Below are 20,786 nucleotides of genomic sequence, written 5' to 3' on the forward strand. Positions count from 1 at the left end.
TCAGGCCGCGATCAGCCGTTCGACTTCGGTGACGATCTCGCGCAGGTGTACCGGCTTTTCGAGCACCTTGGCGTTCGGTGACGCCTTTTGAGCATTGAGCGCGACGGCGGCGAATCCGGTGATGAACATGATTTTCAGGTCAGGCTGGATTTGCGCGGCACGCTTTGCGACCTCGATGCCGTCCGCGCCGGGCATGACGATATCGGTAAGGAGCAGGTCATATGGCCCTTGATCCAGCGCCAGGATGGCGGTGTCGCCGTCGGGACAACTGACCACCTCATAGCCGGCGCGTTGCAAGGCGCGCGACAGAAAGCTGCGTACGGAATCTTCGTCTTCGGCGAGCAGAATCTTTTTCATCGGTTCAGTCATAAAATCCCCAAACGCTGACTCATCATATCCCGCTCTTCGCAGATGTCACTATCTTTGCAGCGGCGGCGTAAATTAGAGGTGAAGACGTGACAGGAATGTCCTACTAAAGTGCTAATATGACCGACCTGTCCCCTCCGCCCTGGCACCTTGTCCACACCGCCGATCTGGCCTGCCATATGGTTGCTCCGGCCGGTGGCGCCAGTCGGGTTGTCTACAGCCTGCCGCACAGTGGGCGCTATTATCCCGACAGCTTCGTCGCCGAAGCCCGTCAGAGCCCGCTCGGCCTGCGCGCCAGCGAAGACGCGTTTGTCGATGAGCTTGTGGACTTGCGACCGGAATTGGGGGTGCACGGCATCGCCTGCCGCTATGCCCGCGCCTTTTGCGACGTCAACCGCAGTCCGCTTGAACTCGACGCTCGCCTGATCCGCGGGGAATTGCCCAAGGCGGCTTTGTCGCTCAGCGCCCGCGTCAAGGCCGGGTTCGGGGTGATTGCCCGACGACTGAACGCTGACCAGGACATATATAGTCACCCCCTGGATATGGTCGAGGTCAACCGCCGCCTCGATCTTATTCACCGGCCCTATCACACTGCGCTTAAACGGCTGCTGGCGGAGGCAAAACGGGCAGGATCACCTGCCATCCTGATCGACTGGCATTCCATGCCCAGCGCGGCGCTAAGTCATTTCAAAGCCGGCGAACCGCGGCCCGATATTGTGCTGGGCAACCGGCATAGCGAAACCTGTTCGCCGGACCTGGTGCGGCGGGTAAGGGGCGTGCTGGAGGGCGCAGGTCTGCGGGTCGGGCTTAACAAGCCGTTCGCCGGGGGGTATATTGTTGAAACCTATGGCCGCCCCGCAGGGGGCGTGGAGGCGCTGCAGATTGAGATCAATCGCGCGATCTACATGGACGAGGTGCGCGTTGAACCGCTGGGGGGTGGGCTGCGGCTTAAGGGCGTTTTTAAGGATCTGACGGCAGAGCTTACGCGCGCATGATGGGCAATCCTGGCGCTAGAGCTTATTCCGATCTGGCTGAATCGGATCGGCGCTGTACTTCCTTGCTTTTACGCGCTTTTATATCCGAAAAGTGCGGCACACTTTTCGGAAAGCGCTCTAAGCCGGCATGCGGGCAAAAAAAAGCCGCGCTGCTCGAGCGCGGCTAAGTCTACAGGGAGGAAACGCCCAGGAAGGGCATCAGCGCTGAAAAGCGCCGAACGAGGTAAATTTAGTTTGCGGTGCAAAAAATATCAAGCCAAAATGTAACATAATATGATCACGTATCATTACAGGCTCAGGTGGGGACTGCGTCCTGAGAGGTAGGCTCTTTTAATAGCCACCTTTGGCATTGTGCGGCGCAATATTTTCACTTGTTTTTTCCGCATCTGCGGAGGTGGGGATATTGATAGGACGGGGCGGCGTCGGATAGGGATGCTCTTCCAGAAGTTCACGCAATTGTTTCAGACCCCGCGCAGATTGCGACCGGGACTGGCGCCAGCCCAATAGAAGAACCGCGCCGATGCTGGCGACCGCCAGGTAAATCGGACCCATCAACCAGGCCGCCGCGGCGAGCGAAAAGTAATAGGCGCGCACCCCTTGCGAAAAGCTGGACATGGCCGGTTCCAGTATATTGGTCAAGGCATTGGTGAATTTGGCCGCCGTGTCCTCGTCCATATTTTCGGGCAGGGAGCCCATAGCGGCGGCGCAGTAGTTCATCTGGCGCAGGGACCAGATGAAGTCGAGCAAGCCCCGTGACAGGCAGACGACGACCAGGGCCAGCTTAATCTGGAACAAAACGACCGATGAGACGTCGAATCCAAGCGCCGACATCGATTTTATCGGCAGATGGCCGCCGAACAGGACGCCGGCAACCGCGGCGATCAGCAACAGGTTGGCTGACGAAAAATTTGTGGCGGAATTGACCGCGTGCGCCATGAGGTTCGAATCGAACAGCTTGACCTCGCGTACGATCATTTCCTTCATCCAGGCGCGGCGTACGACGCTGAGGTCCTTGGTGATCAGGCCCCGGCTCTTCGAAATACGTTTTAGAAACGGCTCATAACCGAGCCAGCAGAACATGAAGATGGCGAGACCGACGATGTCGAGCGGGCTGTCTTTGGCGGCATCTATCAGGTTGGAGAGGAAAGACATGAGGTTTCCCGACGGCTTCTTCAGGGCAAGGGTGGCGTATTATGCGACCTGTATAGGAGGCTTCGATGGACTTCGTCATGGAATTTTGTCCGAAACCTCGCCTTTTTATAGTTTCCTCGCTTGTGCGAAAGAAGAGCAGAGCCTATGAAAGCGCACCTTTACGACCTAAACCACAGCTTTCCAAAGACAAACCCAAAGATAAGCCCAAAGACAAACAATGAATATCGACAAAATTTCCGTTGGTCCAAACGCGCCGTGGGATGTCCACGCCGTCATTGAAATCCCCCAGGGCGGTATGCCGGTGAAGTACGAGATGGACAAGGACTCAGGTGCCCTGTTCGTTGACCGCTTCCTGTACACCTCCATGTTCTATCCGGGCAATTACGGCTTCATTCCGCATACCCTGGCCGATGACGGTGACCCCTGCGATATTATGGTGGTCGGTCCGACGCCTGTCTATCCGGGCGTTGTCATCCGGTGCCGTCCGATCGGCGCCTTGGTTATGGAAGATGAGGCCGGCCGCGACGAAAAGATCCTGGCCGTGCCCGTTGACAAGCTGCACCCCTATTACACCAATATCCAGAGCTATCGTCAGATGCCGTCGATCCTGATCGACCAGATCACGCACTTCTTCGCGCACTACAAGGATCTGGAAAAGAACAAGATGACCAATGTTCTGGGGTGGGTCGAGCCGGAAGCGGCTGCGCAACTGATCCGAGACGGTCAGGAGCGCCTGGCACAAAAAGTTGGCTAGCCAGAACCTTGGTTAATCAGAAAACGGGTTAACAGGTTTTTGCCATTCTGCATCGAACGCCGGTCCGCATTTGCGGCCGGCGTTTTGGTTTCTGAGCGATTTTTCCCTGCGAAAGGGCGTATGACACGCTATCCTCTCCGCACGCCACCTTTCTGGACAAATGCTGCCCTAATTTGGCCATAATCTCCCCGAACGGTGTTAGGGCCTAGAAAAAAAATCCCGCAGAACCGTATAATTTATTAAATGGGACCGCTCTCAGTGGATAATGTTGCTTATATCGGATAATTTCGAAATTTTATCCGATGGCGTCCTGAAATATTTTCATTATTACAATTAGATGGCAACTTTTGCGCGCAATGCGGTATGGGCGTATTGTCTGGTTTTTGTCACATTCATGACTATTATAAAGGGCAATAAAGCGTATGCCTTGCCTATGGCCCGGATGTGTCGTGTGTGTTTTGCATCCTCTGGTTTCGGGCCCAGTTCCAAGAGTTTGTATTCACCCCATGTCCAAAAAGAAAATGATGCCTAATTCCTCCCCGAATGTGGCTTCACGTCTCTATGCCTTGGCTGTCGCTCGCGACACGGCCAATTTGGTTGACGTGGACGCTGCCCTGGCGCTGGCGCGCGCATCGACTCGTACACTGATGGCCTTATCCCCTCAGGCAGCCTTGTTGATGCGCAGTTTTGCACAGGAAGAAATAGACCGCCTATCGATGGAGTGCACCGAAGAAGCGCAAGGATCTATCGCGCTTATTCAGGATGCTCTGACAATGGCCTGACCGGTATTTGGACAGGCTAAACACTGGTAGAATAAGGTAAGGCGGTCTGCTTGGCAGGCCGCCTTACCTATTTTAATCCGTCTGGTCGTCGATTTCTGCCGGAGGGCCGTTTTTTTTGATCGATTCAATCGCGTGCTTGGCGGATGCCTTGGAACTGTACCCTTCGGTCCAGAAGATGCTTTCCCCATTGTAGGTGAAGTAAGCGACGAATTCGCCCGCCTTGTTCTTGCGGATTTCAAACTTGTGAGCCATTGGCGTGTCTCCTTGCCAGCGTAAACCGGATGGTCATTTCGCGCTGAAGGCGAACCGCTGTCAAGCCCGATTGTGCGGCGCGATTGTGCGACCTGATTGCGCGATATGCCGCGCCTTTATCTATCGAGCCTGTTTCAGGCCGAGATACCACATCAGGCTAAGAAAGGCGCCCTTGACGAAAGGTAGCGCCGCCAAGGTCAGTAAGCCGATCGCGCCGACCATCACAGGCACAAGGACTTGCATTGGATAGGTATAGAAGATGCCGAACATGAACGCCGGCGCAATGACCAGATGCCCGATCAGGATCATGGTGATGTAGGCCGGACCGTCATCGGTCGGATAGACGCTGAGGGGCGTCTGGCAGTTGCGACAGGCATCGACAACCTTCAGATAGCCGCGGAATGCCGGAGCCTGGCCGCAGCACGGGCATTTACGCGTAATGCCGCGCATCAAGGCCGTTCCCAAGTCGACACCGTCTCTCATAGCCATAACCTCACTGTTCTGAGTCTATAGAATGGGGTATATCGTCTAAAATTACCATGTGCCATGCTGACGCATGAATTCTACGCGGCTGCAGATCAGGTGCAGATTTTGCTTGCCAGCCATATAAAGATATCTTTATATGATTATATGAGTAGCTCGCAGCCCATAAAAACGGATTTCAATACCCTCCTTGAGGCCTTAAAGGCAGCGGGCGAACCGACACGCCTGCGCCTCCTGCGTTTGCTAGCGCGGGAAGAGTTGTCGGTGATGGAGCTTGTCTCCATTCTCGATCAAAGCCAGCCGCGCGTCTCGCGTCACCTCAAGCTGATGACGGAAGCCGGTTTGATTGAGCGTTTTCCGGACGGGGCCTGGGTCTTTTATCGCCTGGCGTCTGCGCCTGCCATTCGCCCGCTGCTCGACGCCATTCTGAATGCGCTTGATGAGTCCTATGCCGAAGACTTACGGCAATTGGAAGCCGTGCGCCTGTCACGACGCAAGTCGGCGGAAGGTTACTTCGAAACGATCGCGCCGAAATGGGATGAAATTCGCAGCCACTATGTGTCGGAAAGCGACGTCGAGCAGGCGATCCTGAAGGCTCTGTCGGGGTTTGCCTATGACCGGGTTGTCGATCTGGGCACCGGATCGGGCCGGATGCTGGAACTGCTGGCGCGCGATACCAGAACCGCGATTGGTATAGATTTGTCGCAGCACATGCTCAACATCGCACGGTCCAAGGCGTTCGACGCCGGAATTGACGGCGCCGATTTCCGCCATGGCGATATCTATGACACCCGCCTGCCCGCGAGTGCCGCCGATCTTGTTATCATCCATCAGGTGCTTCATTTCCTGGCCGACCCGGGCCGCGCGATCGCTGAGGCTGCGCGCCTGCTTAGGTCCGGCGGTCGTCTGCTTATCGTCGATTTCGATCATCACACCCTGGAAATTATGCGCGAGCAATATCAGCATCGCCGGCTGGGCATGCTGGACGAAGACATGGGCCACTGGTTTGACGCTGCCGGCCTGACTCAGGTCAACGTCACCCAGCTGCCGCCCAAGGCCGACGCCGGCCTGACCGTAAAAATCTGGCTAGTCCAGAAAGCCTGAACGGCAAGAGAGTATTATGAGCCCCACCTTAAATCCCGCGCTTAAGCCAGAGCTTGCCCCCATCGCCCGTTCGCTGGCTGCCGGCGGCCAGAATCTGAAGGTCTCCTTCGAATTCTTTCCGCCCAAGACGGAGGAGATGGAAACGACCCTATGGGAGTCCATTCGTCGCCTGGCGCCGCTTAATCCGGACTTCGTATCCGTCACCTATGGCGCCGGTGGGTCTACACGCGAACGGACGCACCGGACGGTCAAGCGCATGCTTGACCAGACCGAGCTGAAACCTGCCGCGCACCTGACTTGTGTCGATGCATCCCGCGATGAGGTCGATGAGGTGATCCGCGGTTACTGGGACGCAGGTGTGCGCCATATCGTGGCTCTGCGTGGCGATCCGCCCTCTGGTTTCGGTGACTATGTTCCCCGTGCCGATGGGTATCAGAATGCCACGGAATTGACGGCCGCCATCCGCCGTATCGGCGATTTCGAGGTCAGCGTCGGCGTCTATCCGGAAAAGCATCCGCAATCACCATCACTGGCCTTTGATCTCGACGTGTTGCGCCAGAAGGTCGATAGCGGGGCGACGCGCGGTATCAGCCAGTTCTTTTTCGAGCCGGCCACCTTTTTGCGTTTCCGTGACGCCGTGGCCGACGCGGGCATCCAGATCGACCTGACGCCGGGCATCATGCCGGTGACGAATTTCAAGGGCTTGCGCCGCATGGCTGCGGCCTGCGACGCCCAAATTCCAGCGTGGCTGGCGGCCCTGTTCGACGGGTTGGACGACGATGCCGAAACGCGCAAGCTGCTGGCGTCGGCGGTGGCCGTTGAGCTGTGTCTGGGTCTCGAACGCGAAGGAGTGGAAAATTTCCACTTCTATACGCTCAATCGGGCCGATCTTGTATTCGCGATCTGCCGTATCCTCGGTATTACGGTGGCTGCGCAATGATCCGCCTTCGCCAAATGCCCAGAAGCCGCTTTCGCGGCTGAACTGAAGACTAAACCCCAGGCGTACCAGCGCCACCTCCCGTTTCGGCGGGATGCTCAGGAAAAAAGACCATGACCCGTACAGACCGTATCGCCGCCCTGAAACAGGCCGCCCGGGAACGCATCCTGATCCTCGACGGATCTTGGGGCGTCATGATCCAGCGGCGCGAACTGGACGAAGCCGATTTTCGTGGTGAACGCTTCAGGGATCACGTCGGCCAGATGAAGGGCAATAACGATATCCTGTGCCTGACCCGGCCGGACATCATTTCGGACCTGCACGACCAATACTATGCCGCCGGTGCGGACATTTCCGAAACCAACACCTTTTCGGCCACGACCATCGCTCAGGACGACTATCACCTCGACCTGCAAGCCTGTATCGACATCAATCGCGAAGGCGCCAAGATCGCCCGCGCCAAGGCGGACGAATGGACCGCCCGCGAACCACACAAGCCGCGCTTTGTCGCCGGCTCGATCGGGCCGCTGAACAAGATGTTGAGCATGTCGTCGGACGTCAACGACCCCGGCGCCCGCCTCGTCACCTTCGATCAGGTCTATCAGGCCTATCGCCAGCAGGTGGCGGCGCTGTACGAGGGCGGTGTCGACCTCTACCTGATCGAAACCATCACCGACACGCTAAACTGCAAGGCGGCGATCAAGGCGATCCTGGACCTGGAAGACGAGGGGCAGGAGGCGCTGCCGATCTGGATTTCCGGCACGATCACCGATCGGTCCGGGCGCACCCTGTCGGGCCAAACCGCCGAAGCGTTCTGGAATTCGGTCAAGCACGCCAAGCCGTTCGCGGTCGGCTTCAACTGTGCCCTGGGAGCCGATCTGATGCGGCCCCACATCGCCGAAATGGCGCGCGTCGCCGACTGTCTGGTTGCCGCCTATCCCAATGCCGGCCTGCCGAATGCGATGGGGCAGTACGACGAACAGCCGCATGAGACGGCGCACGAATTGCACGAATGGGCCAAGGACGGCATCGTCAATATCCTGGGCGGCTGTTGCGGTACCACGCCCGATCACATCAAGCACGTGGCCGACGAAGTGGCCGGTGTTACGCCGCGCCAGATTCCCGAGCGCCCAAAGGCTTTGCGTTTAGCCGGACTGGAACCGTTCGAACTTAGCTAGAGCTATTCAGGTTGCGCTGGCTGCCGACATGCCCATCTTAGGGGCGGGCGGGGCTTTCAAAGGAAGACCTTCATGAAAATTCTTATGGTTCTGACCTCGCACGATCAATTGGGCGACACTGGCAAAAAGACCGGTTTCTGGCTCGAAGAATTCGCCGCACCCTACTATGTGTTCCTGGATGCGGGCGCGCAGGTTACGGTCGCCTCGCCGAACGGCGGACAGCCGCCGCTCGATCCGAAGAGCGACGAGCCGTCGGGGCAAACGGAAGCCACATTGCGGTTCAAAGCCGACGATGCCGCGCAGGCCGTACTGGCTCAGACGGCGAAACTGTCAGAGGTTAAGGCGGAAGACTTCGACGCCGTTTTCTATCCCGGCGGGCATGGTCCCCTGTGGGACCTGGCCGAAGACAAGACCTCCATCGCCCTGATCGAAGCCTTTTATACGGCCGGTAAGCCGGTTGGTGCCGTGTGTCACGCGCCGGGGGTCTTGCGCCACGTCAAAATTGGCGGCGAATACCTGGTCAAGGGCAAGCGCGTTACCGGGTTTACCAATTCGGAAGAAGCGGCTGTCGGCCTGACCGACGTGGTGCCGTTCCTCGTTGAGGATGAGCTTAAAGGTAAGGGCGGACTTTATGAAAAGGGCGCGGATTGGGGCGCCTATGTCATAACGGACGGGCATTTGGTCACTGGCCAAAATCCGGCTTCGTCCGAAGGCGGGGCCAAGGCTTTGCTGGGGCTTCTTAAGGCGTAAAGATTTTCGGTGCGGTGGGCGGGCCTGCCGCACCGAAAGGGTGTTGCGTGCGGCGGCCTTTAGCGGCATTGAGCGTGTAAGCGGCGAAGATTGAAACTGTTTTTTTTTGAGACCTGACGGATGCGAACAACCATACTCTTTGGCGGCACAAGCCGCGAACGCCTTGTCTCTGTAGCGTCGGCGCAGGCCTTGACCCAGGCGCTGCCTGAGGCCGACCTGTGGTTCTGGGACCTCGACGGCACGGTATTTGAAACATCGCAAGGTCGTCTGCTCGGTCATGAGAAGCCGTTCGAGGTTGCTTTCAAGGCCGACGGCGCGAAGCTGGGTCAAATGGCCGAAGCGCTCGACAAGGCGGCGGCCGAAGATCGGGTTCTGGTGCTTGGCTTGCATGGCGGTACGGCGGAAAACGGTCAGTTTCAAGTGCTGGCCGAAGCGCGCAATGTGCCCTTTACTGGCTCCGGCTCGGCCGCATCGCACCTGGCGTTCGACAAGACGGCGGCCAAGCTGTTCGCCGGTCTGGCGGGGGTCTATTCGCCTTCGACCATATCACTGGACGAAGCCGACGAAGCCCTATCCCATTACGGCCGCCTGATCGCAAAGCCGGCCCAGGAAGGGTCGTCCTATGGCCTGATCTACGTCAATGCCTCGCAGGATATCGCCGCCGTTCGGCGCGAATCAGCCAGCATGGCTTACCTGATCGAACCCTTCATCACTGGTCCGGAGGCGACGTGCGGCGTTCTGGAACAGGCCGATGGATCGGTCATCGCCCTGCCGCCGGTCGAAATCGTCCCCGGCGACGGCGCGTTCGACTATGCAGGCAAATATCTGAAATCGACGACCCAGGAAATCTGTCCCGCCCGCTTCGCGCCGGAGGTCAATGCCGAGTTGCAACGGCTGGCCATCAAGGCGCACAAGGCGATGAGTTGTCGGGGGTATTCGCGGTCCGACTTCATTATTTCGGACGCTAAAACAAATGGTGGGCCGGTCTATCTCGAAACCAACACCTTGCCCGGACTGACCAAGGCGTCGCTCTATCCGAAGTCGCTCAAGGCGCAAGGGATCGATTTTGTTGACTTCCTCAATGGCCAGATTGACCTGGCTGTAAAGCGGGCGGGAAAATAGATGGGTGCCTGGTCCAACGGACCCTTCGACAATGACGATGCCGCAGACTTCATGATGGAGCTGGAGGCGACGCCGTCCTGGGACATGGTGCGGCTGGCGTTCGACGACGTGCGTGCCAACAGCGAATATGTCGAGTTGGCCGAAGGGGCGCGGGCCTATGCGGGCGCTGCCCTGATTACGGTAGCGACCGGAAAGAGCGACATTTCGGCCCAGGACTACTATATGACACTGGAGGCCATGGGCTCACCGCCGGATGATCTGATCCCGATGGCCCGGGCAGTCCTCAAGCGCCTGACGACGGGCGATTCCGAACTGCGTGAGCTGTATCTCGACAGCGGTAATTACAATGAATGGATCGGCATTGTCGCATCCGTCGATCAAGCACTGAAGACAGAATGACCCCTACATTTATCAATATCGGCGAACGCACCAACGTCACCGGCTCTGCCAAGTTCAAGAAGCTGATCGTCGAGGGCAACTATACCGAAGCCCTGGCCGTGGCGCGTCAGCAGGTCGAGGCCGGGGCTCAGATTATCGACGTCAATATGGACGAAGGCCTCCTGGATTCGGAAGTGGCCATGCGCACCTTCCTGAACCTGATGGCAGCCGAGCCTGATATCGCCCGCGTGCCGGTGATGATCGACAGCTCCAAATGGGAGGTTATCGAAGCGGGCCTTAAGTGCGTTCAGGGCAAGGCCATCGTCAACTCGATCTCGATGAAGGAAGGGATCGAAAAGTTCAAGGAACAGGCGCGCGCCTGCCTGAAATATGGCGCCGCCGTGGTGGTCATGGCCTTCGATGAGGTGGGACAGGCCGATACGGCCGAACGCAAGATCGAGATCTGCACCAAGGCCTATCGTGTGCTGGTGGACGAAGTCGGGTTCCCGCCGGAAGACATCATCTTCGATCCGAATATCTTCGCGGTCGCCACCGGTATCGACGAGCACAACAACTATGCCGTGGACTTCATCGAAGGCACTCGCGCCATCAAAAGAACACTGCCCTATGCGCGGGTGTCCGGAGGCGTGTCGAACGTTTCCTTCTCTTTCCGCGGCAACGAACCGGTGCGCCGTGCGATCCACAGCGTCTTCCTTTACCACGCTATCCAGGCCGGTATGGACATGGGCATCGTCAATGCGGGCGATCTGCCCGTTTACGACGATATCGATGCCGAACTGCGTCAGGCGGTCGAGGATGTCATTCTCAACCGGCCGCAGCGTCACAACATCTCCAATACCGAATATCTGGTCGAGTTGGCGCCAAAGTACAAGGGCGAAAAAGGTCAGGTGCAGGTGGCCAATCTGGTCTGGCGTGAGGGTTCCGTGGCTGAGCGCCTGAAACACGCCCTGGTCCACGGCATTACTGAATTTATCGAGGCGGACACGGAAGAGGCGCGCCAGCAGGCCGACCGTCCGCTACACGTCATCGAAGGTCCGTTGATGGCCGGGATGAACGTGGTTGGTGACCTGTTCGGCGCCGGCAAGATGTTTCTGCCCCAGGTGGTCAAGTCCGCCCGCGTCATGAAGCAGTCGGTGGCCTATCTGATGCCATTCATGGAAGCGGAAAAAGAGGCGCACGTCGCCGCTGGCGGCACCTATCAGGCGGCGGGCAAGGTCCTGATGGCGACGGTCAAGGGCGACGTCCACGACATCGGCAAGAACATTGTCGGCGTGGTCCTGCAATGCAATAATTACGAGGTCATCGATCTGGGGGTCATGGTGCCGGCCGATCGTATTCTGGCCGAGGCAAAGGCGCAGAAGGTGGATATGATCGGCCTGTCCGGCCTGATTACGCCCAGCCTAGACGAAATGGTTTTCGTGGCGCGCGAAATGCAGCGTCAGGGCTTCGATATCCCGCTGCTGATCGGCGGGGCGACGACGTCGAAGACGCACACAGCGGTCAAGATCGAGCCAGGCTATGTCAATAATCAGGTAGTCTATGTGCTCGACGCCTCACGCGCGGTCGGCGTCGTGTCCAACCTGTTGTCGGAAACGGAACGCGACGGTTTTGTCGCCGACACCAAGGCCGATTACGAAAAGGTTCGTCTGGCCTATGGCAAGGGCAATTCCCAGCCACGGTCGTCCTTGGTTGAGGCGCGGGCCAACAGGTTCAAGATCGACTTCGCCGCGGAGCCGCCGGTTGCGCCGTCTTTCCTCGGTTTGAAGACGTTCTCGCCCTATGATCTGCATGACCTGGCCGACCATATCGACTGGACGCCGTTCTTCTCGACCTGGGAACTGGCGGGCAAGTTCCCGGCCATTCTGGAAGACGACATTGTCGGCGAAGCGGCCCGCAGCCTCTATGCCGATGCACGGGCCATGTTGAAACAGATTCTGGACGAAAAGTGGTTTGAAGCGCGCGGCGTCGTCGGCTTCTGGCCGGCCAACGCCACGCCGGACGACGATATCGAAGTCTATGGCGACGAAAGCCGTGAGACGGTGATTGCGCGCTTCCAGACTCTGCGCCAGCAGATGAAAAAGACGCGGGAAGGTCAAAGCAACACGGCCTTGTCGGACTTCATAGCGCCCCATCCTTCGCGTCCTGGGGGCATGCCGGACTGGATCGGCGGCTTCGCCGTCACCGCGGGCCATGGCGAGATGGAAATCGCCAAGGCGTTCAAGGCCAAGGGCGATGACTATAACGCCATTTTGGCGACCGCTCTGGCCGATCGTCTGGCCGAAGCGTTTGCCGAGGCCTTACATGCCCGCGTCCGCCGTGAGCTTTGGGGCTATGCGTCCGATGAAGCCTTGTCGATTGAAGAGCTGATCTCCGAAAAATATAGCGGTATTCGTCCTGCGCCGGGCTATCCGGCCCAGCCGGACCATACGGAGAAATGGACGCTGTTCGACCTGCTCGATGCGCGCGACCGGACGGGAATGGAACTGACGGAATCGCTGGCCATGACGCCGCCGGCCTCGGTGTCGGGCATGTATTTTGCCCATCCGAAGGCGCACTATTTCGGCGTCGGTAAGATCGAGAAGGATCAGGTGGAAGACTATGCCCGCCGAAAGGGCTGGACGGTCGACGAAGCCGAGCGCTGGCTGTCGCCGATTCTCAACTACGTGCCTTAGTCCGGTCCAAGGCTTCAGCCTTTTATGGCGGCCTTGGCTTCGTCCGAAAGAGTGATTTTCACGGCCGGACCGTCGCGTGTCGACGTGTCTTTCGGCTTTGTCGCCTTCATCTCATCGGCGCGGTAATATTCCGGCCGCATTGGATTGAAGACCTTCGCGGTCTGGAGGGGCGAGACACAGGCGCTTAACGATTCAATCGAGCTCATTTGGGACCGGCTTTCTACCGTGGACTGTTATACTCCTGAACTTTTACACGTACAGGATACAGACTATCCACAGCAGGTTAAGGCGCGGTTAACGGTGTTCGCGTTGCAGCAATCGCCGATTGCGGTCAAAAATACCGTTAATTGATCTTCTTCTTTGGCGTATTGCTCCACCCCAGGCGGTAACCCAGGCCATCCGACCACTTACGTTTTTCAACGTGGTTAGGGTCGTTGACCGTCTGGGTCGGCAGGGTGGTCTCCGCCGTGCCATCGCCCTGCGATTTCACGTCGGATACGGAGGGCAGGGTGCTGGAGGCCGTGACGCGGCGGGCCAGGGTGTTGCTGGACACAGGCGCGTCGCCGTCGACAGGCGCGGATTGCGCCGTCAGAATCGGCTTTGGCAGTTCTTCGTAATTGTGCGGCCCGCCTGAACTTAGGGCTGCGGCGATGGCGCTAGCTTCCTCGTCCGTCGCCATTTCAGCGAACAGGTTGGGGTGGCCGGACAGGCGTACGGCGGCGTGTTCGCATTCTCCCGGCAACTGCCAGTTGGCATAGGCGAAAGCGGCCTCCTTAGGCGGCGCGGCGCGGGTGGCACTCCATTGGTTGTAGCCATAGTCGCGCACCTGCTCGGCCTTCTTGTGCTGGGCTTCGTCCTTGCCGCGTCCCGAAAGCGTCAGGGCGGCTTCGTAGGAGCGCAGGTAGGACATGCCGATCTTCTGGATCTGATCGTCGACGGGCGCGACCGAGTCGATCATTTCGGCGATTTCCATGTTGCCGGACAGGATGCCATGGCACCAGGCAACTTTCAGGAAATCGTCCGACGGCGCGTCGTCGAGAATGGGCGTGCGTAACGAGCCGTCGGTATTCCGTCCGGTAACGGCGGGACTGTTCGCCGCCGGTACGACCTGAGCGGAGGCGGCCTTTTTTGCCGTTGCGGGCTGCGCCTTGGGTTTTGCCTCCGCCGATATGGCGGACAGGGCGAGGGCGCAAGCGCTCAAACACAGCAGGGACGACTTCAACAGGCGCAAATGACACTCCGGACGTTCGATTTGGGGCCGCCACCGACCCTATAGAAGATTGCGGCAAAAGCGCACAGGCGTTTTGGCCGAATGGCTTCCTTATACAGAAAACAAGGCATAAAATCGCCATTAGTAAAGTTTTTTACCGGGAAATTCATCCAATTAAGAAAAGTTAAGCACACATCCCGCCGCATTTCGGCTAAGATCAGGGTTCATAAGTCTGCGAGTGAAGATGTCATTCTGGAAAAACCTGGCCCAGTTGGCGGTACGCAAGTTCGATGCCGCCGAGTGCACGGAATGCCCGAAAGGGCCGCCGGGCGCCGATCCTGCCTTCGCGACGGCGGTGACGGCTTTAGGTGCCAAGCTGGCCATGGCCGACGGTCTGGCCCATGACGTTGAACAGACGGCTTTCCTGCATGTGTTTCAGCCAGACCAGAAGGCGATGCGCGACGTCATGCGCCTCTACGACTTGGCGCGCCAGACCTCGCTCGGGTTCGAATCTTATGCCCGCCGTCTGGCCAAACGCTACAGCAACTGCCCGCAGATTCTCGAAGATGTGCTGGAAGGCCTTTTTCATATCGCGGTATCCGACGGACACCTTAGCCACCAGGAAGAAAATTACCTGGAAACCGTGGCCGAGCTGTTTGGCGTCAGCAAGGCGGCGTACCGCCGCGTGCGTGCGGGTTACGTGCCGCTGAGCGAGGAAGATCCTTATTATATTCTGGGCCTGACGCCCGATGCCAGCGACGACGATATTCGTTTGGCGCGGCGTTCGCGCCTCAACGATTTCCATCCTGATCGCATACGGGCGCGCGGTCTGCCTGACGACTTCGAGGCGCTCTATACTCAGAAAACGGCCCTGATCAACTCGGCATATGACCAAATTGTGAAGGAACGTGGCGCCGCAGCATAGGCGCGAATTTTTACAGGATTTTTAGGCATTTACAGTTAGTTTGCCTGAAATAGCCGGTCGTTTGACACGGAAGAGGCCTAAAATTGATGCCTTTTGCACTGCAAGAGGTTGACGTAGGTCTTAATCGTGCCAATCTGTTGATATAAGAGACATCTATTGTCTTTCTTTGTAAGAGGCTTGAGTTCATGAACCAGCGTGAAACGTCGTTTGCCCGTTTTACCCGCAGCTATCAGCCGTGGGGCCAGGTCCGCCGCAAAAATCTGATTGCGCGTGTGGTGACTGGCTTGGCTATGGTTCTCGCGGGCGTGGCCGTCATGGCCGCTCTGGCCTTGCTGGTCGTGTTCGCGGCTTCGGTCGCTGTTGTCGGCGCTGTGGTTGTCGGCGGCATGGCGCTTATGGCGTTTGTCACCCGCAAGCCGGCCAAGGTTCACCTGCGTGCCGATGATGGCAAGGGTGTCTATGAGGCCCGCAAGCAGGGGTCTACCTGGACCGTCTACTAGGAGTCTTTTCTCCAATAAGATTTCGAACGCCGCCGTCGTATGATGGCGGCGTTTTTGTTTGGTGATGTCCTTGATTGGCATATTTTTATTTGGTGGGAACCGAGGATGCCGGTAAGAAAGCAGCCATGATCGAAACGCCGTCCCCAAATTTTAATGAACGCAAAGGCCCGCCTGACATGGTGGTGCTGCATTACACAGGCATGATGACCGGTCAGGCCGCGTTGGAGCGCCTGTGCGATCCCGCAAGTCAGGTGTCTGCGCACTATCTGGTTGAAGAGGATGGGCGCGTGTTTCACCTGGTCGCTGAGGAACGCCGTGCCTGGCATTCCGGTGTGAGCTTCTGGAAGGGCGAAACCGACATCAACGGTGCATCTATCGGCATAGAAATCGTCAATCCGGGTCACGAATTCGGTTACACCGACTTTTCGCCGGCGCAGATCGACGCCGTCATCGGCTTACTCGACCACATCCGGGAGCGCTGGGATATTCCCGATCATCGCATACTTGGTCATTCCGACGTCGCGCCGGGGCGCAAGACCGATCCGGGCGAACGCTTCCCCTGGCAGGAACTGGCGGCGCACGGTCACGGGCTCTGGGTCCAGCCCGACATGCCGCCCGAAGGGGCGATGGGGCCGCCGTTAGGCATGGGCGATGAAGGGCTTGGTGTATTTTCCCTGCAATCCGCGCTCGGTAAGCTGGGGTACAATATCCTGGCGGGCGGGCCGTATGACACGGAAACGGCCACAGTTGTCACCGCGTTCCAGCGTCACTGGCTGCCGGATCAGATCGGCGGTGATCTGGAAGGTCGCGCCGATGCGAAACTACGCGTTACCTTGATGGCATTGCTGCGCCATATCAGCCTGACGGATGCCTGATGCGGCGCCGTGACCTGGTCTGTGTTCCGCTGGCGCTGGCATTGGCCGGTGTTTCGGCCGCGCGGGTCGCGCGCATTGTAGTGTGGAAGGCGTCACGTCGTCTATCGACCCTGGACGCGGCAGGCAATGTCCTGAAAACCTATCACATCGCGCTGGGGCCTCACCCGGCCGGTCATAAGATGGAAGAGGGCGATGGACGCACGCCGGAGGGCACCTACGCGATTTCAGGCCGCAATCGCGGCAGCGGCTATCACCGGTCCCTCAAAATCTCCTATCCCAATGCGACCGACCGGGCTCAGGCAAAGGCTCGCGGCGTTTCGCCTGGCGGGGATATCTTTATCCACGGCCAGCCGAACGGCACCTTGTCGGGTGGCCTTAAAATCCCTTATGACTGGACGGCGGGCTGTATCGCAGTCAGTAATAACGACATAGACGATCTGTGGGCGAGCGTCGCGGACGGTACGCCCATAGACATCAAGCCTTGAGGACAACGCATGACCGGACAACGTATTATCCTCGCCATTGCCGCTCTGTGGGGTCTTGCCGGCGTTGTCATGCTGGCGTCCGGGTCCCATCCCCCGCAGGTCGGCCTGCTGGCTGTCGGGGGCCAGTTCCTGTTGTTCCATGCGGCCGCCTGCCTAGCCCTGGTCAATACGCAGCTTGTCAGCAACTGGCGCCGCGCCTTACCCATCGCGCTCATGCTGACGGGTAGCGGTCTCTTCGCGCTTGAAATTCTGCTTCATGTCTCCACCGGCTTAACTGCGTTGGCCATGCTGGCGCCCATCGGTGGTGGCTTGACGATATTGGGCTGGCTGCTTCTCGTGATCGGTGCCTTGATCGAGCCGCGCAACTGAACTACAAGCGCCTCTGGGCCAGATGACTGGGCGGTCGCTGTGGATGTGAGGTCTCTCACGAAGCAGAGGAAAGTCCGGGCTCCACGGTAATATGGCGGCGGGTAACTCCCGCCGGGGGTGACCCCAGGGATAGCGCCACAGAGAGCAGACCGCCGAACTCCGGTTCGGCAAGGGTGAAAGGGTGCGGTAAGAGCGCACCGCGTTTCCGGTAACGGACACGGCATGGCAAGCCCCGTCAGGAGCAAGACCAAATAGGAACGGCGCGTCGTACCGGACAACCGGCGACAGGGCATTACCGCCCCAGACCGTTCGGGTAGGTTGCGTGAGCCGTCCAGCAATGGCCGGCCAAGAGGAATGATCGCCCATGCGGAGGCAACTCCGCTGGACAGAACCCGGCTTACAGGTCATCTGGCCCTTCCCGTTTTTGCCACAATCGTGGCCTATATATGCGGTGTCGGGCAGCGGCGGTCGGCCCCGGCATATCCTCTGTTTCGTGCCATATATCCGTTCGGTGGCGTATTTCACCGGAGCCCATGACCGCATCCCGCTTTTCAAATTTAATACGTCATATGGTCGCTCTGACCATAGTCACGCCGCTGATTGCCTGTTCGTTGAACCGCACGCAGGATCTGGTTCTTTCCGTACCGCCAATGATGCCGAGTTCATGGCCGCATGTCGACGATTGCCGGTCCGCCTATGGCGATCCGACCGGCGCTGTAGGGGGCGCGTCCAAGGCCAGCGCGGAATGGGAGGCGGATAATCTGGTCACGGTCCGGCTGCCTTGGCACGCCCACGCCGCATGGAATTCGAAACTGGCAATTACAGGCCTTCAGGTCCATCGCTTGGCGGCGCCTTCGCTGACACGTATTGTGGCGACACTCTGGCTTCAGGCCGGCAAAAGCCAGGCGGAAATCGATCGTGTCGGCCTGTCCGCGATTGGTGGTGGCTATAATTTCCGTCCTGTCCGAGACGGTGGCCGGCTGTCGACACACGCCTATGGCTGCGCCGTCGATTTCGACCCGAACCGCAATGCCTTGGGGGACGGGGCTCCCAATTTCGCCTTGGCTGAAAATCGCTATGTCGTAAATGCTTTCCGCACGGAAGGCTGGCGCTGGGGCGGCGGCTGGCTGCGCCCGGACGGCATGCATTTCGAAGCGGCGCGACTCGCCCGTGGCCGTTAACCATTAAGTCTGTATTAAATACTTACGCGTACAACCCCTGGTATCGCAAAAGCGTCGGGCGGGCCAATATTGGCTGGCGCCCCGGATCCGGGCCATGGCGCCGATCTTCCTTGTTTAAGTCAGGTTCGATTAGCGTACAGGCGTAAGTATAAATGTTCCACGTTCGTTCTATACTTATCCACTATTGGGCCGGTTTATGCGCAGAATCCCTATTTGGTGTCAGCCAGAGTCATTGCATCCCATTTAATCCCATGTTAACCCTATCTGGTCCCGAAGATGATCTGGCCGGGAGGGCCGGTTGGACGCTTCGAGGGATATCAGGGAGCAGGCCAAAATGGCCTGAACGGGGACGTGTTTCTCTCGACCCACGAGAAACAGCTGGATGCGAAGCGGCGCCTGTTGGTGCCGTCGGATTTCCGCGCCACAGCCTTGGCGGCGGTTCCCGGCATCGAGCCGTTCGAGGGGGTGTACTGTTTTCCCGCGATCAGTGCCGGATGCATCGAATGCGGTGGAGCGGCGTTTTTCGCCATGCAACGTGACGTGATCAATTCATACCCGCCAATGACCGCAACCCGCGCCGCCATGCAGACTCGCTTTTATGCCTCGATGCATAAGCTCGGCTTCGACACAGCCGGTCGCATCACCTTGCCGGAAAAGCTGTGTCAGACGTTCGGCCTGACCGGCGATGTCGTGATTGCGGGTATGGGCGAAAGCTTCCAGATCTGGGAGCCGGTCGCCTACGCCAAATACCTGGCCGAACAGGATGCCATGGTCGCCGCTGCCTTTGCCAAGCGCGAGGCAATGATATGAGCGACCAGGCGCACATTTCCGTTCTGCTCCCCGAAGTGCTGGACGCGCTGGGTGACGTGAACGGCAAGCTGGTGGTGGATGGCACCTTCGGCGCCGGCGGCTATTCGCGCGCCATCCTTGAAAAAGGCGCGACTGTCATCGCGTTCGATCGCGACGCCCGCGTCAAGCCTTATGTCGATGCCCTTGTCGCTGATTTTCCGGGTCGCTTCCAATGGGTCAATCGCTGCTTTTCGGAAATGCGGGAAGGCTTGGCGGACTTGGGTCACGATGCGTGCGACGCTATTGTGCTCGATATCGGCGTCTCGTCCATGCAGCTTGATGAAGCCGATCGCGGCTTTTCCTTTATGCGCGACGGCCCGCTGGATATGCGCATGAGCGTGACCGGCAAATCGGCCGCCGATATCGTCAATTTCGATGCCAAGGACGACATCGCGCACATTATTTGGCTGTACGGCGAGGAGCACAAGTCGCGCGGTATTGCCGCCGCCATTGTCAAACGTCGGGATGAGCGGCCCTTTGAGCGTACGCTGGATCTGGCTGAAGTGGTTGAGCGGGCCCTGGGCGGTCGCCGCGGCGCCGCCGTCCACCCGGCCACGCGGACCTTCCAGGCTCTGCGTATTGCTGTCAACGACGAACTGGGTGAGTTGGAGCGCGCGCTGGATGTCGCCGAGACCCTGCTTCGGCCGGGCGGCGTGCTGGCGGTGGTGACGTTCCATTCGCTGGAAGACCGTATCGTAAAGACCGTCTTCAATGAAAAGGCGGGCAAGGTATCGGCCGGTTCGCGCTACGCCCCGCAAAAGATCGAAACCAAGCCCACCATCTATACTTTGGTTACGGCCAAGGCCGTGCAGGCGTCCGACTTGGAAATCGCGGCCAATCCGCGCGCCCGTTCGGCCAAGCTGCGCGCTGTGCGCCGGACCTCCGTACCGCTTTCGCAATCCTCCACTCCGCCCCGTCAGCAAAAGGTTCGCTCATGAACGGCTTTATGCGACTTTTCGAACAACGCGTCCGCGGCATCCGGCTGATCGAGCTAATCGGCCTGGTACTGGTTTTCGGTCTGATTTTTTGGGTCTGTCTGTCGAAGGCGAAGGAAGGCGAAGACGTTCGCCGCATGAACGATCTCGATCGTCAGATCGCGGCAGAGCAGGGAGCCGTCAACGATCTCAAAATCCAGGTGGCGCAACTGGAGCGCCCCGGCCGCCTGGAGGCCCTGGCCAAACAGTACCTCGGCATGAAGGCGGTTGAGCCCAATCACGAAGCGCGCCTGGAATCGCTCGGCGAAATTTCCCGCGCTACGTCTAAGCCCGTCGCCCCGCCGACACAGACGACACCCGCGCCCGCAGCGCCGATTGCGGTTCCCGCCCCCGTCAGTGAGCCGCACAGTGACCTGATTGCCGTAACCACCAAGGCGGGAGCGCATTGATGAGCATTCGGTTCTTCGATTTGACCCAATCCGGCTTCCAATGGGTGGCCGACCGTGTTTGG

General features: G+C 58.9%; 25 protein-coding genes and 1 other RNA gene. 20 read left to right on the plus strand and 6 right to left on the minus strand.

What is annotated here, in order from left to right; genetic code table 11:
* A complete protein-coding gene (locus RCJ00_RS14270) occupies positions 1–357 on the minus strand; it encodes a response regulator (RefSeq protein ID WP_316222750.1) in 357 nt (118 codons plus the stop codon).
* Positions 358–485: 128 nt separating this feature from the next.
* Between RCJ00_RS14270 and RCJ00_RS14275 the strand changes: the two genes are divergently transcribed.
* The gene (locus RCJ00_RS14275; protein WP_316222751.1) at positions 486–1,361 is read left to right on the plus strand and encodes an N-formylglutamate amidohydrolase; all 876 of its coding nucleotides are present in this window, start codon (positions 486–488) and stop codon (positions 1,359–1,361) included.
* Positions 1,362–1,691: 330 nt separating this feature from the next.
* Here RCJ00_RS14275 and RCJ00_RS14280 read toward each other — a convergent pair whose 3' ends face one another.
* Positions 1,692–2,513, minus strand: coding sequence for a DUF599 domain-containing protein (locus RCJ00_RS14280; protein ID WP_316222753.1), 822 nt, complete (start codon positions 2,511–2,513; stop codon positions 1,692–1,694).
* A gap of 217 nt (positions 2,514–2,730) precedes the next feature.
* On the opposite strand from RCJ00_RS14280, the gene ppa reads away from it, so the two are divergent.
* Complete coding sequence (gene ppa / locus RCJ00_RS14285; protein ID WP_023456665.1) at positions 2,731–3,267, plus strand: inorganic diphosphatase; 537 nt, start codon at positions 2,731–2,733, stop codon at positions 3,265–3,267.
* Positions 3,268–3,773: 506 nt separating this feature from the next.
* A complete protein-coding gene (locus RCJ00_RS14290) occupies positions 3,774–4,049 on the plus strand; it encodes a hypothetical protein (protein ID WP_023456666.1) in 276 nt (91 codons plus the stop codon).
* 72 nt (positions 4,050–4,121) lie between these two features.
* Here the strand turns inward: RCJ00_RS14290 and RCJ00_RS14295 are convergent, their stop codons facing one another.
* On the minus strand, positions 4,122–4,301 hold the full coding sequence (locus RCJ00_RS14295; RefSeq protein WP_316222756.1) for a YegP family protein: 180 nt from the start codon (positions 4,299–4,301) through the stop codon (positions 4,122–4,124).
* Between the two features lie 120 nt (positions 4,302–4,421).
* The gene (locus RCJ00_RS14300) at positions 4,422–4,784 is read right to left on the minus strand and encodes a DUF983 domain-containing protein (protein WP_316222757.1); all 363 of its coding nucleotides are present in this window, start codon (positions 4,782–4,784) and stop codon (positions 4,422–4,424) included.
* A 147-nt stretch (positions 4,785–4,931) separates the two neighbouring features.
* Here RCJ00_RS14300 and RCJ00_RS14305 point away from each other — a divergent pair, with 147 nt between their 5' ends.
* From RCJ00_RS14305 to metH, 7 genes are all read left to right on the plus strand, one after another.
* The gene (locus RCJ00_RS14305) at positions 4,932–5,888 is read left to right on the plus strand and encodes an ArsR/SmtB family transcription factor (protein ID WP_316222758.1); all 957 of its coding nucleotides are present in this window, start codon (positions 4,932–4,934) and stop codon (positions 5,886–5,888) included.
* 16 nt (positions 5,889–5,904) lie between these two features.
* Positions 5,905–6,828: a methylenetetrahydrofolate reductase [NAD(P)H] gene (gene metF / locus RCJ00_RS14310; RefSeq protein ID WP_316222759.1), complete on the plus strand. Its 924-nt coding sequence runs from the start codon at positions 5,905–5,907 to the stop codon at positions 6,826–6,828.
* Positions 6,829–6,938: 110 nt separating this feature from the next.
* Positions 6,939–8,003 carry a homocysteine S-methyltransferase family protein gene (locus RCJ00_RS14315; protein ID WP_316222760.1) on the plus strand — a complete coding sequence of 355 codons (1,065 nt, stop codon included), beginning with the start codon at positions 6,939–6,941 and terminating at the stop codon, positions 8,001–8,003.
* A gap of 72 nt (positions 8,004–8,075) precedes the next feature.
* Positions 8,076–8,753 carry a type 1 glutamine amidotransferase domain-containing protein gene (locus RCJ00_RS14320; RefSeq protein ID WP_316222761.1) on the plus strand — a complete coding sequence of 226 codons (678 nt, stop codon included), beginning with the start codon at positions 8,076–8,078 and terminating at the stop codon, positions 8,751–8,753.
* Between the two features lie 120 nt (positions 8,754–8,873).
* A complete protein-coding gene (locus RCJ00_RS14325) occupies positions 8,874–9,875 on the plus strand; it encodes a D-alanine--D-alanine ligase family protein (RefSeq protein WP_316222762.1) in 1,002 nt (333 codons plus the stop codon).
* Positions 9,876–10,274: a DUF4259 domain-containing protein gene (locus tag RCJ00_RS14330; RefSeq protein ID WP_316222763.1), complete on the plus strand. Its 399-nt coding sequence runs from the start codon at positions 9,876–9,878 to the stop codon at positions 10,272–10,274.
* Positions 10,271–12,946 carry a methionine synthase gene (gene metH / locus RCJ00_RS14335; protein WP_316222764.1) on the plus strand — a complete coding sequence of 892 codons (2,676 nt, stop codon included), beginning with the start codon at positions 10,271–10,273 and terminating at the stop codon, positions 12,944–12,946. Before RCJ00_RS14330 ends, metH begins: the two co-directional genes overlap by 4 nt.
* Before the next feature lie 14 nt (positions 12,947–12,960).
* Here metH and RCJ00_RS14340 read toward each other — a convergent pair whose 3' ends face one another.
* Together RCJ00_RS14340 and RCJ00_RS14345 are read right to left on the minus strand one after the other, a co-directional pair.
* A complete protein-coding gene (locus tag RCJ00_RS14340) occupies positions 12,961–13,152 on the minus strand; it encodes a hypothetical protein (protein ID WP_316222765.1) in 192 nt (63 codons plus the stop codon).
* A gap of 137 nt (positions 13,153–13,289) precedes the next feature.
* Entirely contained in the window at positions 13,290–14,177 is an 888-nt protein-coding gene (locus RCJ00_RS14345) for a hypothetical protein (protein ID WP_316222766.1), read from the minus strand.
* A 223-nt stretch (positions 14,178–14,400) separates the two neighbouring features.
* Here RCJ00_RS14345 and RCJ00_RS14350 point away from each other — a divergent pair, with 223 nt between their 5' ends.
* The 10 genes from RCJ00_RS14350 (at position 14,401) to ftsL (ending at position 20,724) form a co-directional block, all read left to right on the plus strand.
* A complete protein-coding gene (locus RCJ00_RS14350; RefSeq protein WP_316222767.1) occupies positions 14,401–15,081 on the plus strand; it encodes a TerB family tellurite resistance protein in 681 nt (226 codons plus the stop codon).
* A gap of 185 nt (positions 15,082–15,266) precedes the next feature.
* A complete protein-coding gene (locus tag RCJ00_RS14355) occupies positions 15,267–15,581 on the plus strand; it encodes a hypothetical protein (protein ID WP_316222768.1) in 315 nt (104 codons plus the stop codon).
* 125 nt (positions 15,582–15,706) lie between these two features.
* Positions 15,707–16,456: an N-acetylmuramoyl-L-alanine amidase gene (locus RCJ00_RS14360; protein ID WP_316222769.1), complete on the plus strand. Its 750-nt coding sequence runs from the start codon at positions 15,707–15,709 to the stop codon at positions 16,454–16,456.
* The gene (locus tag RCJ00_RS14365; RefSeq protein ID WP_316222771.1) at positions 16,456–16,941 is read left to right on the plus strand and encodes a L,D-transpeptidase family protein; all 486 of its coding nucleotides are present in this window, start codon (positions 16,456–16,458) and stop codon (positions 16,939–16,941) included. Before RCJ00_RS14360 ends, RCJ00_RS14365 begins: the two co-directional genes overlap by 1 nt.
* Positions 16,942–16,950: 9 nt before the next feature.
* Entirely contained in the window at positions 16,951–17,310 is a 360-nt protein-coding gene (locus RCJ00_RS14370; RefSeq protein WP_316222772.1) for a DUF423 domain-containing protein, read from the plus strand.
* A gap of 18 nt (positions 17,311–17,328) precedes the next feature.
* Positions 17,329–17,726, plus strand: an RNA gene (rnpB, locus tag RCJ00_RS14375) — RNase P RNA component class A.
* Between the two features lie 153 nt (positions 17,727–17,879).
* Positions 17,880–18,491 carry a M15 family metallopeptidase gene (locus tag RCJ00_RS14380; RefSeq protein WP_316222773.1) on the plus strand — a complete coding sequence of 204 codons (612 nt, stop codon included), beginning with the start codon at positions 17,880–17,882 and terminating at the stop codon, positions 18,489–18,491.
* A gap of 351 nt (positions 18,492–18,842) precedes the next feature.
* Positions 18,843–19,301: a division/cell wall cluster transcriptional repressor MraZ gene (locus tag RCJ00_RS14385; RefSeq protein WP_316222775.1), complete on the plus strand. Its 459-nt coding sequence runs from the start codon at positions 18,843–18,845 to the stop codon at positions 19,299–19,301.
* Entirely contained in the window at positions 19,298–20,278 is a 981-nt protein-coding gene (gene rsmH, locus RCJ00_RS14390) for a 16S rRNA (cytosine(1402)-N(4))-methyltransferase RsmH (protein ID WP_316222777.1), read from the plus strand. Before RCJ00_RS14385 ends, rsmH begins: the two co-directional genes overlap by 4 nt.
* Positions 20,275–20,724: a cell division protein FtsL gene (gene ftsL, locus RCJ00_RS14395; protein ID WP_316222779.1), complete on the plus strand. Its 450-nt coding sequence runs from the start codon at positions 20,275–20,277 to the stop codon at positions 20,722–20,724. Before rsmH ends, ftsL begins: the two co-directional genes overlap by 4 nt.
* Positions 20,725–20,786: the final 62 nt, after the last annotated feature.

The organism is Asticcacaulis aquihabitans, assembly GCF_032490435.1.
Taxonomy (GTDB): domain Bacteria; phylum Pseudomonadota; class Alphaproteobacteria; order Caulobacterales; family Caulobacteraceae; genus Asticcacaulis.

Bases quoted from the DNA above. Each gene is read 5' to 3' on its own strand.
- RCJ00_RS14315 (WP_316222760.1), top strand. From the start codon at position 6,939: ATGACCCGTACAGACCGTATCGCCGCCCTGAAACAGGCCGCCCGGGAA.
- RCJ00_RS14275 (WP_316222751.1), top strand. From the start codon at position 486: ATGACCGACCTGTCCCCTCCGCCCTGGCACCTTGTCCACACCGCCGAT.
- RCJ00_RS14340 (WP_316222765.1), bottom strand. From the start codon at position 13,152: ATGAGCTCGATTGAATCGTTAAGCGCCTGTGTCTCGCCCCTCCAGACC.
- RCJ00_RS14325 (WP_316222762.1), top strand. From the start codon at position 8,874: ATGCGAACAACCATACTCTTTGGCGGCACAAGCCGCGAACGCCTTGTC.
- RCJ00_RS14290 (WP_023456666.1), top strand. From the start codon at position 3,774: ATGTCCAAAAAGAAAATGATGCCTAATTCCTCCCCGAATGTGGCTTCA.
- RCJ00_RS14360 (WP_316222769.1), top strand. From the start codon at position 15,707: ATGATCGAAACGCCGTCCCCAAATTTTAATGAACGCAAAGGCCCGCCT.
- RCJ00_RS14270 (WP_316222750.1), bottom strand. From the start codon at position 357: ATGAAAAAGATTCTGCTCGCCGAAGACGAAGATTCCGTACGCAGCTTT.
- rsmH (WP_316222777.1), top strand. From the start codon at position 19,298: ATGAGCGACCAGGCGCACATTTCCGTTCTGCTCCCCGAAGTGCTGGAC.
- RCJ00_RS14370 (WP_316222772.1), top strand. From the start codon at position 16,951: ATGACCGGACAACGTATTATCCTCGCCATTGCCGCTCTGTGGGGTCTT.
- RCJ00_RS14300 (WP_316222757.1), bottom strand. From the start codon at position 4,784: ATGAGAGACGGTGTCGACTTGGGAACGGCCTTGATGCGCGGCATTACG.
- metF (WP_316222759.1), top strand. From the start codon at position 5,905: ATGAGCCCCACCTTAAATCCCGCGCTTAAGCCAGAGCTTGCCCCCATC.
- RCJ00_RS14380 (WP_316222773.1), top strand. From the start codon at position 17,880: ATGGTCGCTCTGACCATAGTCACGCCGCTGATTGCCTGTTCGTTGAAC.
- RCJ00_RS14350 (WP_316222767.1), top strand. From the start codon at position 14,401: ATGTCATTCTGGAAAAACCTGGCCCAGTTGGCGGTACGCAAGTTCGAT.
- RCJ00_RS14355 (WP_316222768.1), top strand. From the start codon at position 15,267: ATGAACCAGCGTGAAACGTCGTTTGCCCGTTTTACCCGCAGCTATCAG.
- RCJ00_RS14330 (WP_316222763.1), top strand. From the start codon at position 9,876: ATGGGTGCCTGGTCCAACGGACCCTTCGACAATGACGATGCCGCAGAC.
- RCJ00_RS14320 (WP_316222761.1), top strand. From the start codon at position 8,076: ATGAAAATTCTTATGGTTCTGACCTCGCACGATCAATTGGGCGACACT.
- ftsL (WP_316222779.1), top strand. From the start codon at position 20,275: ATGAACGGCTTTATGCGACTTTTCGAACAACGCGTCCGCGGCATCCGG.
- RCJ00_RS14305 (WP_316222758.1), top strand. From the start codon at position 4,932: ATGAGTAGCTCGCAGCCCATAAAAACGGATTTCAATACCCTCCTTGAG.
- metH (WP_316222764.1), top strand. From the start codon at position 10,271: ATGACCCCTACATTTATCAATATCGGCGAACGCACCAACGTCACCGGC.
- ppa (WP_023456665.1), top strand. From the start codon at position 2,731: ATGAATATCGACAAAATTTCCGTTGGTCCAAACGCGCCGTGGGATGTC.
- RCJ00_RS14365 (WP_316222771.1), top strand. From the start codon at position 16,456: ATGCGGCGCCGTGACCTGGTCTGTGTTCCGCTGGCGCTGGCATTGGCC.
- RCJ00_RS14280 (WP_316222753.1), bottom strand. From the start codon at position 2,513: ATGTCTTTCCTCTCCAACCTGATAGATGCCGCCAAAGACAGCCCGCTC.
- RCJ00_RS14295 (WP_316222756.1), bottom strand. From the start codon at position 4,301: ATGGCTCACAAGTTTGAAATCCGCAAGAACAAGGCGGGCGAATTCGTC.